Genomic DNA, 14,956 nt, shown 5'->3' on the forward strand with positions numbered 1-14,956 from the left:
AAAATCATGTTTTTAACAAGAAATACGGATAATCCACTATGGCAATATTGCACGCTCCAGCATTTGAACTTCCTGAAATTTTGAATACGAAAACTAATTTGGCAGATGCCCGAATTGGTGCTCAAGTTATTGAGTGTTCAGATGATTTCTTTGCAGAAGCAAAGCGTATGCTGCAATTTGATGCACCTATTTTTGTTGAAGATAAATTTGATGACAACGGCAAATGGATGGACGGTTGGGAGACGCGCCGTAAACGTCACGCAGGCTATGACTGGTGTATTGTGAAGCTTGGTGTGACTGGAAAAATCAGTGCACTTGATATTGATACCAGCTTTTTTACAGGAAATTATCCTGCATCTGCATCATTAGAAGCATGTTATGCACCAAATGGTGACCTTACAGGGGCAAAATGGGAGAGTCTTTTAGGAAATACAGAACTCGGCCCAAGCCAGCATCATATTTTTATGGTCAATAATGATGCACTTTTCACTCATATACGCCTCAATATTTTCCCAGATGGTGGTATTGCTCGTTTACGTGTCTATGGAGACGTTCATATTCAGGTGACTGATAGCGAGCAAACTCTTGATTTATTGGCCCTAGAAAATGGTGGGCGTGTAGTTGCCTATAGCGATGCGCACTTTGGACATCCACGTAATTTGATTAACCCAGGCCGTGGCATCAACATGGGGGATGGATGGGAAACCAAACGCCGCCGAGCACCGGGTTATGACTGGTGTATTCTTGCACTCGGTAAAAGCGGAAAAATTGAGAAACTTGAAATTGATACGGCTCACTTTAAAGGCAATTTCCCTGCTCAAGTATCCATTCAAGCGGTTTACCTTGAAAATGCAACCGATGCACAACTGATTCCACAAAGTATGTTCTGGTCTTATTTACTTGAAGCTCAACCAATGCAAATGGACCATATTCATGAATATGTGAATGAGATTTTACAGCATGAAAAAATCTCGCATATTCGTATTAACATGATTCCAGATGGTGGTATTAGTCGTGTTCGTTTATGGGGAAAAATTGCCAAGTCATGATCATAAAGAATGTTCAAATTCAGCCCTTAACCATTGAGAACTTTCAGCCCTTCGGAGAGGTCATCTGTTGCGACGGGCATGATTTTTTTCATATTAACGATGCCCACACCGAGCGCTACCATGCGCTCGTTGAAACTGAAATTGAAGGGGAAGCAAAGGCAGGAATTAGTATTTTCCGTAATATTAAGGCCAGTATACTACCTCTGGAAATTTCAATGCTAGAGCGCCATCCAAAGGGTTCTCAGGCATTTATTCCATTACAGCAACAAAAGTTTTTAATTATTGTCGCGCCCGCTTTAGACGAGAATACTCCCGACATTTCAAAGCTATGTGCATTTGTTTCAAATGGAAAGCAAAGTATCAATTATCGAGCAGGCACATGGCATCATCCTTTGCTTACCTTTGAGGTACCAAGTGATTTTGCAGTGGTAGATCGAATTGGTAGCTGCGCAAATTGTGATGTTTTTCAATTTCCCCAGGCTATAAAAATTACGACCTAAATTAAAATAGACAAATCTGTCTATTTTAATTTAATGGCAGAAACCGTTGTGGTGATTTCCAACAACTTAGATTTACATAAAAAAATCCCCGCCTATTGAGCGAGGATTTTTTTAATTCTATTTTAAACAGTGATATCAGCTAGGTTACCCTTCTGCTCAAGCCACTGCTTACGATCTGCCGAACGTTTTTTCGCAAGTAATTTGTCGAGTAAACCTGCTGTAAAATGGGCATCATCAAGATCTAATTGAACCAAGCGGCGTGTATTAGGATCCATGGTCGTTTCACGTAGCTGAATCGCGTTCATCTCACCCAACCCTTTGAATCGGGTAATTTGCGGATTACGATTACCTTTAATATTTTTCAAAATAGTTTCAAGTTCATCATCATCAAGCGCGTAATAGACATCTTTACCAATATCGATACGGAACAATGGTGGCATTGCCACATACAAATGCCCTTCTTCAACTAATGTTGGAAAGTGTTTTACGAATAAAGCGCAAAGCAAAGTCGCAATGTGTAAACCATCCGAGTCAGCATCGGCCAAAATACAGATTTTGCCATAGCGTAGTTCTGATAAATCATCACTACCAGGGTCTACACCAATGGCAATCGCAATATCGTGAACCTCTTGAGAAGCCAAAACCTCATCAGAAGAAACTTCCCATGTGTTTAAGATTTTTCCACGAATTGGCATGATAGCTTGAAAGTTTTTATCACGGGCTTGCTTGGCACTACCGCCCGCAGAGTCACCCTCGACAATGAATAGCTCACTGTCTTCACGAGTTTGGCCAACACAGTCAGCCAATTTACCCGGTAAAGCAGGGCCAGAAACAATCTTTTTACGTTCGACTTTCTTCGCTGCTTTTAAACGACGACCAGCTTTAGAAATCGCCATTTCTGCCAATTGCATGGCAATTTCAGCATGTTGGTTTAGCCAGAGTGCGAAAGCATCTTTCGCAATATTTAAAACAATATTAGATGCTTCCCGACTCGAAAGACGCTCTTTGGTTTGACCTGAAAACTGCGGTTCTTGGAACTTGAGTGATAAAATATAGTTCACACCATCCCAAACATCTTCTGCCGAAAGTTTAAGGTTACGCGGTAACAAGTTACGTAGCTCACAGAACTCACGTAATGCCTCAGTTACACCTGAACGTAAACCATTCACATGAGTCCCGCCTTGCGCGGTTGGAATCAGGTTGACGTAACTTTCTTGAACCTGTTCACCACCTTCTACATTCCAACAAATTGCAAATTCACACGCCGCACGGTCTGCCTGACCATTACTCACAAAAGCGGGATTTGGCAAAATTTCGCGGTCTTGTAATTCATCCATCAAATAATCGACAAGGCCATTTTCAAATTGCCATTCGATTTTTTCATCGTTAATTTGATCGATATAGAGAATTTTTAAACCAGCCGCTAAAACAGCTTTGGCTTTTAAATTGTGTTTAAGTGCTTTTAAAGCAAATTTTGGACTATCAAAATATTTCGCTTCTGGCCAAAAATGTACCGTTGTACCTGTCGCGCGTTTTGGAGCTTTACCTTCGAGAACGGCTAAAGGTGCTACGGGTTCACCTTGCTCAAAGGCCATTTGATATAGGTTACCCTGACGTTGAACTTCGACCTCAACACGTGTTGATAAAGCGTTTACAACTGAAATTCCCACACCATGCAAACCACCTGAAAATTGGTAATTATCGGTACTGAATTTACCACCGGCATGCAGCTTGGTCAGAATGATTTCGATACCACTTTGGCCATATTCAGGGTGAATATCGACCGGCATACCACGGCCGTTATCTTCAACAGACAATGAACCATCTTTATAAACTGTGACACATATTTTGTCGGCATGACCAGCTAATGCTTCATCAACAGCATTATCAATGACTTCTTGGGCTAAATGGTTAGGTCGAGTCGTATCGGTATACATCCCTGGACGACGACGAACAGGGTCTAAACCAGAAAGGACTTCAAGCGATTGAGCCGTATATTGTGTCACGTTGTACGTTTTCCTTATTTGATGGTGTGCGCAAAGAATTCGATCACTAACGGTAATTTTTCTTCAAAATCTTCCATAGCATGATTGCCATGAGCATCCGTCAAAATCAATGAGGATGGCGTTGCAGCACTATAATAGCGTTGTGCTTGACGATAATCCAAAATTTCGTCGCCTTGTTGCAACAAGACGAGTATTTTGTCAGCATTTTCAGGTTGTTTCAGTTCCAGTTGTTGTAATTGTCGCAACTGAATATGATCAATTGACCATTGATCATTCACCACGTAGGGCATACTTTCAACTTGGAATAACTCATCAAACAACTTCCATGGTTGCATAGCAGGATTAATCAGTACAGCCGGAATATTATATTTCGCGACAAAATATGTCGCAAAAAATCCGCCGAGACTACTACCGACTAAAGCTACGTCTTGCAACGATTCAATCAGCGCTGAAACTTGCTCTACCACTAGATTAGGAGATCTGTTTAGGTCTGGCAAATGCACATTTATGCCTAATTCGCTACAATACTGCTTCAGGCTTAGCCCTTTAATTGAAAGAGAGCTACTATTAAAACCATGGAGGTAGATAATATTCATATATTTCCCTCTAAATTGAGAATAAACTCACATTTTTGTTCTCAGTTTGTATATAAAAACACTATTGTCAGACAAGAAAAAACACTCAACTAACCATTCATCAGTATTTTAAAAACATGTGTTATTTAAACTACTAAGATGGAAACGTTTACTGCCGTTGATAAAAAGTACAGCTTAAAACGTCGGTTATAACGTATATGGGGAAAAGATATGCCGAGCTTAACACCACTACATGAAACTTATTGTAAATGGGATCGTACGCCACCGAGTCAGGCAGACGTACTAGAAGGTTTAGCTCAACTGTTCAGTACCAGCTTAAATGGTGTACATGAATTAATACAAGTTATTAATATTGAAGTATTAAAAAATGCTTTTGGTATAAGTACTCAAAATGCTAAAAACTTTCAAAAACGACCATTTGTGCAAAAGGCATATCAATTTTCTTATGGCGCTTTACAAAAATATGGTAGCTGCTTTTTAGCGCCTGGTTTGCGTCGCATTATTGAGAAATATCCCACACTTCATGAAAAACCTTTAACGCCAAACCTTCATTTTTTAGTGGGAATTTTGAATGGGATTTTTGGGGATTACCTGCTTAAACAACATAGCCCCCTTGCTTTGCCAATGGTGCTATACGATCACTACGGTGCAATACAACAAGGGGAACTTGCAGGTCGTATTGTGATTTTGGCTCATGGTTTATGTATGAACCACCTTACTTGGTCAAATGCACATTATGGCGGTATTGGGGAGCGTCTGTTAGCCCAGCGTGACCATAACACTATGCTGTATTTAAACTACAATACAGGTCGACGCATTTCAGCCAATGGACGCAGTTTTTCAAATTTATTAGAAGATTTGGTACAACGTAATCCAAGAATTACAAGTATTGATATTATTGGCCATAGTATGGGCGGACTGGTTTCTCGCAGTGCCTTGTTTTATGGCAAACAAAATATGTATCAATGGATTCATATGGTCGAGAATCTAGTCTGCATTGGCTCTCCGCATCATGGTGCAGTGTTGGAGCGCTTTGGCTTTACCATACAAGACAAACTTGGGGCTTTCCCCTTCGTAGGTTTACTCGGTCAACTGGTTAATATTCGTAGTAATGGCATTTTAGACTTACGCCATGGTAGCGTTCGTGATGACGACTGGGAATATATGGATGCCCGAATTGGCATGATGGATGATAACCGTGCCCCAGCTCCCCTACCTTCCCATATCAATACCTTTTTAGTGGCAGGAACACTAGAGTTTGAAAAGGTGCGTAATAAAGCCCTTACCGTGATTGGCGATTACTTAGTGAGTGTGAAAAGCGCACTTGGCGAACATCCAAATCCACGTTTTCAGCTTAAAGTTCCAGACTCACATAAAGCCGTTTTTTATGGTTTAAATCACTTTGAAATTCAGTATCACTCGAGTGTTGCCGAGCAGATTACTCGCTGGCTATATCCTAATGTTAATGATTATGTGCAAGAAGGTATTCAAACCCATATTATTGATATGCCGAACTATACGCTCGAAGATTTAGAAGGAATTGTAGAGACGTAAAAAAAGCCCAACTTTTGTTGGGCTTCTTTAATTAATTGGCTTTTGTAGAAGACAGAAAATATTTTTAAATTTCAACCTTCCAAGCTTTATTGGCAACTACTTTTCCATTTTTTATATTTAAAACAATGTTATAAGCTGCTGCACCACCATTATTAAAAGTATTTAAAATATAAATATTATTATTTAAATAATATATTTTAAAATCAGCAAGCTCGTTCTTGTCACCATCTATACCATTTTTAGGAAAAAAGTATTGCTCTATATCATTTTTACCAATTTCTATTTTCTTATCTTTATCCTTAATTATGATTTTATCAAGTTGTAAAAAAATCATTATTAGGTAAAGTACCATCAGTACCAAAGAATTGTTTATTATTAAAATACTTATATTCACCTTTAAAAGTTTTATAAAGTTTAGGATCTAAAATAGCTTTTTTTGTATACACTTCTACTATTATATTTTTATCACTATAGACAACCTTTTCTCTAGAATATTGAGATAGCTTAATAGAAGTGTAACCACTAAAATTATTTATTCTATTTTTATAGACAAATCCAGTTACACCATTACTTGCATTAACCAAACAAAAATTATTTATCCCTTTATCCCTTACACAAGAAATAATTTCATTATTATTTAATTTGGACGTAACTTTAGAATTTAAACTTGAATTTCCTCGTACATTAACGTACCCATCCTTATCTTGAATAAAACCAAAGTCAGCATATGAAGCTCCTACAGGACCAATCATAAAAACAGTAAAAAAAATTATAAACTTAAGTTTTTCCTTCATTTAGGATAATTTCCATTTTGAATTTTAGTAAAATAGTAATATTATTTTTTAGATAATATTACTATTATCAAATACAATCAAAGTTCTAATAATTTATAATTATTCCTCATAATCATTACAATCAATTTTCTTATTTTTTAAATTCGCATCAGTTGTATAGCCAATTTTAAAATTTAAATTTAATAAGTCTTCTTTTCTAAAAACCTTAGGAACAATATTCCAAACATTTTTTCCATTAGTTACAAACACCAAATTAAACTCTGGGACTTTATTATTATTGGTATCAATTTGATACTCTACAGAAAATTCATCTTTTTTCTTACCAACAATATTATATATACGTGGTTCATTTAATTTTTTATCACAAGCTTGATATATATAAATCTTATTTTTTAAAATCTTAATTGTACTTTCACTACAATAACACCCGCCTACTTCCAATTCTTTTATAACACCATCTTTATAATTAAATGGCTTTATTAAGTTCCCTTCCAAACTATCAAAGTCTAGGTATGATATTCTTAAATCTTTAGTTTTAGAGTTATTAAAATCACTCAGACATTTATAATTTTCATTATTTGCTTCTTTTCCATTAAAATTACATTTTAAATTTCTATTTTTCAACCAAGCACGTTGAGTATCAACAAGATACTTAACTTCGTTTTTATTATCACTAATATAGCTTTTTATATCAGAATATGTATTATTCAGATCATGCTCACTATTTTTATATACTGTTCTCTCATCTAACTGTTGTGGCTTATAATCTGCAGCATTTGAGCAGGCACTCAAACTAAAGACTAATAGCACACTAAAAAAATTAAGATTAATGCCTTGCATCGTACGTTCCTTTAATAAACAATTGATATTCACTATTACGCCTTTTCGTCAAACCGAGATCTGGAACTTTTTTCCCATTTACAGTTATTTTATTTATATCTAACATTTCTTTAGGCCCATCTTTATAATTACTTTCATTAATAAGCTTACATAAATTTGGGGCTTTACTAGCAATATTCCCGATATTGAATGCTAACGATACTAAAGCATCAAATTCATATTGATATAGAGGAACTTTAATAGCTTTTTTGACATAAGCTTCATGTTTCAAAACATCTTCTTCAAAATAATTTTTAGCCTGAGATATTGAGATAAAATCTTTTAAAGCTTTTTTACCTAAAGCTTTACATGATGATTGTCCTACGAGATGTCCCCATCCAACTGTACAATATCCTTTAGAATCATCGTAATAGTATGTTCCTTGCCCATCAGGAGTTAAATATTTTCCTTCCCATTCTTGAACAAATAATCTTGCATTTGCACTTGTTGTTAAATTGCTTATAGGTATTCTATTTCCAATTGATTTCTGAGAAGTAGTTTGAGGCAGCTGTAAATCAAAACTATTTCTATATCCTTCTAACAATATTGCTAAAGGATCAGCTATATCATCACGTCTCGAATAAAGTCCATGTTCTTTTATTGTAAGATTTGACGCATCATCTAATGAAAAACCATTGCCTGTAAAATATTCAAAATGTAGCATTGAAACATTATGTGCTGTTTTTCCAGCAATAGGGATAGCAGCTGGTCCATTCTTATTTTTCATTACACCTGTTTTGCCCAATATTTGGCCTTGCTTAACGGGCTCCCCCACTTTTAATGTTATTGATTTTGGATCTAATTCACCATACCTAATTACAAACTCTCTACCATCATCAGTTTTATGCCTAATACTTAATTGATTAGTTTGTAGATAGAATCCTTGCGAAGCTATTACTTTACCTGGTGCTATAGCAACTACTTCAAAGCCACTTTCTGCTTTGCTGACAGGTTTACAATTACTATATAAATCTCTTCCCGCATGCTTTCTATTACCACTTCTATTTCTTCCAAAGATTGCCATTGAAGCATTAGTATCATTGAGTTTAGCTCCCCAATAATAATTTGATAGTTCTCCACCAATATCATTGATAGGTTTTACTTTAAAAGGGAAAATAATACTTGCTTTATAATTAGATATATTCTGTTTTGGATTTCCAGTATCTTGACTTTCAGCATTCATATTTTTTAATTCTGGTGCAGTACTATTAAGAATCTGATCTTTAATATGATTATAGATCTTATCTGCACTAATATCTGGTATCCAATCCGGAGCTTTCGCTAGTGTACCAAACCAATGGTCATCTTTATCATCATGATTATCCTTTTTAGCGACTCCATTATTAATATTAGAACTATTATTTATTTTCTTTGGTTCTCTATTATTTCCTTTGTTTAAAGGTAGCTTTAGTATTTGTCCTTCCGAAATCTTATTTGCATCATTAATTTTATTTATTCTTTGAATTTCTTCAATTTTACAATTCATATCTTTTGAAATTTTTAATAAAGTATCACCCTTTTTCACTTTATATGTTTTTCTACTATATTGACCAGTTTTCCCTTTCTCTCTCAGCTGAGTTTTTATTAAAACTGATGGACTATATAACTTGACGATAGCATGACTTTTTTCAAGACAAACTCTGCTGATAAGTTGCATCTGATTTAAAATATTTTGGAAATAAACATCAAGTACAACTCCTTTATCTCTACTTATATCAACAATCGCTCCTTTAGAATTTGTTAATCCTTCAGCAATGAGATTATTACCATTTTTTATTTGATATTTAGCATTTTTAATGGGATACCCTAGTAAGTCTAATAAAATAAAGGTTACTAAACACTTATTTTTCATTATTTTTTACTCCTAAAAGAAAATCCTCATTATCCCATTCATCAACAATTACATCCCACAGCTCTTGCTCTTTTCCAACTAAAACTTTTATATCAAATGGGTCTTCTTTTGTAATTTTCCCAGTTCGCCCATGTTCATCTAAGGCTCCTGAGATAAATGAATTTGTTTCTTGAATAAAAGCTTTATAAGTAAACTGACTAAAATCGCTCTCCCAAAATAAATCATAAACATCTAACTTATTACTATACATAGCAGTATTTGGAAGCTGTGGAACCTCATAAGAAACCTTAGCTCCACTCGTAAACAAATGCTGCCCAGCTTTACTTTCAAACTTACCGCCTGTTGTTGAAAATACGCCATCCGCATTAATTTTGAGCTGCGACCCACCTGCTGTTAATACAATTTCTTTTGGGCTTGTGAGCTCGATTTTTTCTTCAGTAGAAATGAGCTTGATGACCTTCTTAGCAATCGCTTCAATAGCATCGTCTTGTGCTTGTAGTTCGAGCTTTCCTTTTGCTGCATAAGCGCGGAAACCTTTTTGTGCAGCGAACAAACTGATTTTGTCTTGTGCATGTCCAATAATATTTTTCTGTGCACTTAAATTAATTGAACCGCTGGCACTTTCAGCAATATCTTGCGACGCTTGCAGAATAATATTTTCAGGTGTCGTCAAGGCAATGCCATTTGGCGATGCTAATAACATAAGCGCTTGTCTAAAAATTTTGCCTTGTTCTTGCTGTTGAGTATCGGAACTGCTTTCTAAACCTTGGGTATAACCTTCCATAAAGCCTTGCAAAGAACTTAATGCTTTAGAAGGTGATACTTCTAATTTACTGCCTTTACTAAACGTTCCACATACACTCATCATGTCAAAGTCTTTGGTCTCAACATTGGCTAAGACTTTTCCGACCTCTTGAATACTCTCAAATGGTTTTTTATGAATGCGATCTTTAATGCTGGCAAGTTTACCTTTAACGATGTCAGCTCCATGTTCTTCAATGTTTTCGATGAACGCTTTTAAATTTTCTACTGCATCTTTGGCATCGGTAAAGAAAGCATTAAATTCATCTACAACGCCTTTTGCATTGCCGCCTAGTGCGCCAATATCTTGGATAAAGCCGCCACAGTCTTTTAAGGCGTGAATAGGATCGTTATTAATCCCTTCTTTAAATAAGTTCACCGTACTATTTAATGCTTGACCTGTGGTTTTTAGCTCAAGCGACTGGATGAATTTGGGTAAGCGATTAATCACGTTCAAAGCATCAGTTTGTTGCTTGGCTGCAACTTCACTGAGCATTTTCATACTCTCGTAGCCTTGTGAAAGTAAAGATTGTGCTTGCGCAGCCTCTAAATGGTCTGCAATCGCCTGCTCTTGTGCATAAGTACTAATGAGCATGCCTTTGCCCGCACGCACGGCTCCCCAAGCATCTGTTCTAAGCTCAAAACCCTCACCACGACCTTGGCTAGTCGCTTGTTCTTTCGGATGGCTTAAGTTACCTAAATTTAGTTGCGTCGCTGCATGACTACTTTGTAGTTGAGTACTGATTTGCCCAGTTGTGTCATCAAAGCGTAATTGGTTAAAACCACTACCGCTGATTTCTTGACTGCGAATCCCGCTTAGTTTTTTAGTCGCAGGAAGCTGTCCTTTTACATCGAACTTGGTTGGCGAACGCTGCGCTTCATGGATACGCCCTGTCACAAATGGACGGTCAATATTGCCATCAAAGAAGTCTATGACAACCACCTCACCGATACGTGGCAAGAAGCGTGCTCCATAGCCTTCGCCTGCCCAAGGGGTTAGTACATCCACCCAAGCCGAGTCGGTATCGTTATCATTGCTACCTGCGCCACCATCATGGCCATGATCATCACTACGGGTAAATAGAAAACGTACTTTTATACGACCCCATTCATCGACATGAATGGTCTCTCCCTCTGGTCCCACGACTTTCGCTCTTTGTGGGTAAGCAATTGGTCGGTGCTGTTCTGGATTATATTCAGGCGCAGTTTTGATTTGACGGCGGATTAGAGTCAGCTCATTACCTTGACGCTCTACATCATCATAACCATGTCTATCCCAATGACTTTGGGTTAACAACTGGCTAACTTGCTGATGCAAATCTTTCGGTAGGTTATTTTGGTTATAGAAATTTTTAGCAATAATCAGGAACTCTTGATCAGCCCCTTCATGCTGATCAATTTCAGGATGCTCCTGTAGGTTAAACCAATAACCAACTTGGCTATCACGGACACTACTATAGGCCTTAAAGTATTTGGCCTGACTCGCATACATGTCAGTGAAGTGCTGATTTAATTTTTCTAGCTGATTACTACTTGAAGCGGTAGCTTGATCTTCCCCTTTTAAATCTTGCATCCAAGCTGGACTCATATGCCATGCTTGTTCAAGGCTTAAACTCGCTGAATCAAACTGGTCTGAATGTATGTGTGTAGTAATAACTGAACCTACACCTTCTTCGTGTGCCAGAACATCGGGTTGCCAGCGCTGCACATGTACTGCTGTCGGTTGCAGAGTCCGCACTGCTACAAAACCCGTAATGCTATCTTGATATTCTGTTGCACTACTGCGGTGATAACGAATGCTGCGTCGTTCTAAAGCTTGGTACTGGCTATTGTCATCAATGAGTCTTAGTTTTTGAGCCTGTATTGGCGCAGTAAAATGAGGTACAAAAAGTTCGGCTTCATCAATTAGCCAGCTAACGCCCTCACTTCGCCATAAGCGTGTCAGAAAGTCATAATCAGCCTCATTGTGCTGCATGATAAATGGGCGAATATCATAATTCTGACTTAACCCCCTAAGATCGAGACTTAAACTTGTCGCAAAAAGCTGACTTTTTTCTTGCCACTCTTTAAATAAAACTTCCGTGACTTCAATAATACTTTTATTCATAAAAACACGACTATTACGGCGCTTGTGCCATAAATTTGTCGCATCTTTTAAGGTCAGTTTATAAAGCGTTAAAGCACCGTCACTCTGACCATAACTAGCTTCAGTCACAATACCTGTAGTTCGGAATAATTGTCCTGAATCAGTGACCTGATCAACAGCAACCTGTACCCCTATAAATTGCTTCAATGCAATTTGGGCACTCGTCGAAAGGCAAATCAACTCAGCTTCAATTTCCCCATTTAGCTGGTGTTGGCCCTCGATACGCTGTAAAAAAACTTGGTTATTAAGCAGTTCATTAGAAAATTGCACATGAATCGCGCGTTTCTGTGCACTTAACCCTATTTTTTCCAAAACATTAAAGATATTAAAAAACATTTTTTATAATCATAAGGATATAAAACGGCTGCACTTTATAAAAAACAGACCTATCTGTCTATATCATTATTCTTTTTTTTAATTTGTTTTCTTATAGTTTGATTAATTCTAAAACAATAAAAAAAAGCCCAACATAATATTGAGCTTTTTTTAATCCGTTTAAACTTACTTTTTAGCAGTCTTAAACACTGGGTAAAAACGGAATAATTGCCATAAACAGACCAGTAAGAGCAAAAGGAAATAAACCAATGACCAAACTGGTAAAGACTGACCTAAAAAGGTCCAGTCAATAGCTGCACACTCACCTGAACCAGAAAGCACTTCTTGCAAAACTGCTTTCATAGGTAAAGCATCAATTAAATAATTTAAACCTGGTCCACAACTCGGTACTTGATCTGCAGGTAAATGCTGTATCCACACATGACGCCCTGCCACACCGACTGACCATAAAATTGCGATGCCAGCCAAAAATGCATAAAAGCGTTTAACCGCATTGGAAACTGGGTTATGCAAAAATGCTATGAGCGCCACAAAACCCATCGCCATTAAGCCAACACGTTGAAAAATACAGAGCGGACATGGCTCTAAACCTTTTACATGTTCCAGATACAACGCAAAAGACATGCCGACAATACTTGCTAAAACAAGTAGTCCACTCACCAAACGGTAACTTAATCGCATGTAAAACCTCGTTTTATTATCGATATTGTTCAAGATATTGATCAAAACTGACCTGTGTATCTTGCTCAAGTTGTTCTTGCTGCTGTAACGACTGTGCAGCCAATTGTTCAAAATGTTTCAAGGTTTCCACACTAAGCTCATGCTCTTCATAACTTTCAGCATGTAATTGCGCCATGTGGCTACCAAAACTCCAAGTTCCACCATGTTTTAACGTATCGTCAATAACATGGGCAGATAAAGTCTCATCAACTTCATCAATTCGTGCTTGCATGATCGCTAATGCTGAACCATACAAGTCCGTTGCGTAGGTCTGATCGAGTAGCTGTGCACAATCTTGCATTTTTGCAATATATAAACGTGCCCAATCTTCGATGTGATATGACCCTGTTAAATCTGTAATGGTTGCGTTCGGCGCTCGGCCTCGGTTTACCACCTCGGTCTGATTTTTCTCAACCAACTCTTGCTCTGGGCCTAATAGCTCTGGGCTGTCACTTAGCAAACAATAAAGTGCTAACACTTCAAGGAAGCCTGCCGTCGTTTCATCAACACCAATTGCCGAATATGGGTTTACATCAACAGCACGTAGCTCAACATATCCCACTCCTCGATTTTTCAAGGCTTGAGACGGTGTTTCACCTTTTTGAGGCACCTGTTTTGGGCGTACAAGACTGTAATATTCATTCTCGATCTGCAAAACATGATCATTGATTTGCAACGGCTCACCAGAGGCATCATTTAACCCTAAACGGCTAAATGGCGGGTAAGGAGAATGAACGGCTTTTTGTAAACCATCCAGATAGCCAGTCAAATTGTTGTAGTGAATACCTAAGCTTTTTTGAGCTGAGTTTTGGTAACCCAATCGTCCCATGCGCAAAGCTGTAGCATACGGTAAATAGTATGAACCTTTGATTAAAGGCAACAACTGATGTTTATGTCCAGTTAAGAAACAACGACATACTGTTGGGCTAGCACCCACTAAAAACATAACTAACGGTGTTAAACGGATAAAATTACGAATAAGACCAAAATAACGATGGCTACGATAATCCTGCAAACTTAATGATTTTAATTGTTCGTCAGTTTCATGAGCTTGTAGCTCGGCAAAAAGTGTATCTGGAAAAGATAAATTGTAATGCACGCCTGAAATGGTCTGCATACGGCGACCATATCGAATTCCCAGCCCACGGCGGTATAGTGTTTTAAAACGACCAATATTAGAGGTACCGTATTGTGCTAGACGAATCCTTTCTTCATTGTCATCTAACATACATGGCATAGACAGCGGCCAGAGTTTCTCACCATTTTCTAAATGACGATGCACAACCGCATGAATATCGGTGAGCTCATTCAAAGCTTCACCAATGGTTGGCTTAGGCGAGGTAATAAACTCCATTAATGCTTCTGAATAATCAGTCGTAATTTGTGGATGTGTTAAAGCTGAGCCCAATGCCTTTGGATGTAACTCTTGTGATAAGAACCCATTACTTTGCATACGTAGGCTTTCACGCTCTATTCCACGTAACATGCCTTGTAGTAGCGACGAATCCACCCAAGCAGGAATAACTGATTGAGAGGGTGTAGTGGGTTGACTCATGCATTTGCTCGCTTATTAAAGATCACTATATACAAAATCGTGAGATGATACGGCTATTTATATACTCACATCATTCCAGTTTGGCAATTTTTATCACAATCTTGTTATTTAAGACACGAAAGAATTGTGATTTTATTGAAGAATAATTGCTAAAGAGTTGTCAATATC

Annotated in this window: 10 protein-coding genes and 1 pseudogene; 3 read left to right on the forward strand and 8 right to left on the reverse strand. The window is 37.6% G+C overall.

Annotation, left to right across the window (positions count from 1 at the left end; translation table 11 throughout):
• Nucleotides 1-38: 38 nt before the first annotated feature.
• Together alc and ACT53H_RS12895 are read left to right on the forward strand one after the other, a co-directional pair.
• The gene (gene alc, locus ACT53H_RS12890; RefSeq protein ID WP_476009344.1) at nucleotides 39-1,049 is read left to right on the forward strand and encodes an allantoicase; all 1,011 of its coding nucleotides are present in this window, start codon (nucleotides 39-41) and stop codon (nucleotides 1,047-1,049) included.
• Nucleotides 1,046-1,549, forward strand: a complete 504-nt coding sequence (locus tag ACT53H_RS12895; protein ID WP_476009345.1) for an ureidoglycolate lyase — start codon at nucleotides 1,046-1,048, stop codon at nucleotides 1,547-1,549. The genes alc and ACT53H_RS12895 overlap by 4 nt, the downstream gene beginning before the upstream one ends.
• Nucleotides 1,550-1,671: 122 nt before the next feature.
• Here the strand turns inward: ACT53H_RS12895 and parE are convergent, their stop codons facing one another.
• Together parE and ACT53H_RS12905 are read right to left on the reverse strand one after the other, a co-directional pair.
• Nucleotides 1,672-3,555: a DNA topoisomerase IV subunit B gene (gene parE / locus ACT53H_RS12900; protein ID WP_353154232.1), complete on the reverse strand. Its 1,884-nt coding sequence runs from the start codon at nucleotides 3,553-3,555 to the stop codon at nucleotides 1,672-1,674.
• A gap of 14 nt (nucleotides 3,556-3,569) precedes the next feature.
• Nucleotides 3,570-4,151 carry a YqiA/YcfP family alpha/beta fold hydrolase gene (locus tag ACT53H_RS12905; protein WP_004790103.1) on the reverse strand — a complete coding sequence of 194 codons (582 nt, stop codon included), beginning with the start codon at nucleotides 4,149-4,151 and terminating at the stop codon, nucleotides 3,570-3,572.
• Nucleotides 4,152-4,361: 210 nt separating this feature from the next.
• On the opposite strand from ACT53H_RS12905, the gene ACT53H_RS12910 reads away from it, so the two are divergent.
• Nucleotides 4,362-5,705: a PGAP1-like alpha/beta domain-containing protein gene (locus ACT53H_RS12910; protein WP_476009346.1), complete on the forward strand. Its 1,344-nt coding sequence runs from the start codon at nucleotides 4,362-4,364 to the stop codon at nucleotides 5,703-5,705.
• Nucleotides 5,706-5,769: 64 nt separating this feature from the next.
• Here the strand turns inward: ACT53H_RS12910 and ACT53H_RS12915 are convergent.
• From ACT53H_RS12915 to gshA, 6 genes and pseudogenes are all read right to left on the reverse strand, one after another.
• Nucleotides 5,770-6,499 (reverse strand): annotated as a pseudogene (locus ACT53H_RS12915) (SH3 domain-containing protein).
• 99 nt (nucleotides 6,500-6,598) lie between these two features.
• On the reverse strand, nucleotides 6,599-7,339 hold the full coding sequence (locus ACT53H_RS12920; RefSeq protein WP_476009347.1) for a lysozyme inhibitor LprI family protein: 741 nt from the start codon (nucleotides 7,337-7,339) through the stop codon (nucleotides 6,599-6,601).
• Nucleotides 7,326-9,230 (reverse strand): glycoside hydrolase family protein, encoded by a 1,905-nt coding sequence (locus ACT53H_RS12925; RefSeq protein ID WP_476009348.1) that lies wholly within the window; start codon nucleotides 9,228-9,230, stop codon nucleotides 7,326-7,328. The genes ACT53H_RS12920 and ACT53H_RS12925 overlap by 14 nt, the downstream gene beginning before the upstream one ends.
• Nucleotides 9,220-12,513 carry a type VI secretion system Vgr family protein gene (locus tag ACT53H_RS12930; protein ID WP_476009349.1) on the reverse strand — a complete coding sequence of 1,098 codons (3,294 nt, stop codon included), beginning with the start codon at nucleotides 12,511-12,513 and terminating at the stop codon, nucleotides 9,220-9,222. The genes ACT53H_RS12925 and ACT53H_RS12930 overlap by 11 nt, the downstream gene beginning before the upstream one ends.
• 165 nt (nucleotides 12,514-12,678) lie before the next feature.
• On the reverse strand, nucleotides 12,679-13,194 hold the full coding sequence (locus ACT53H_RS12935) for a disulfide bond formation protein B (protein WP_174739788.1): 516 nt from the start codon (nucleotides 13,192-13,194) through the stop codon (nucleotides 12,679-12,681).
• Nucleotides 13,195-13,210: 16 nt separating this feature from the next.
• Nucleotides 13,211-14,788, reverse strand: coding sequence for a glutamate--cysteine ligase (gene gshA, locus ACT53H_RS12940; RefSeq protein WP_174759137.1), 1,578 nt, complete (start codon nucleotides 14,786-14,788; stop codon nucleotides 13,211-13,213).
• Nucleotides 14,789-14,956 lie beyond the last annotated feature (168 nt).

It is taken from the genome of Acinetobacter sp. DMC2 (assembly GCF_056314305.1).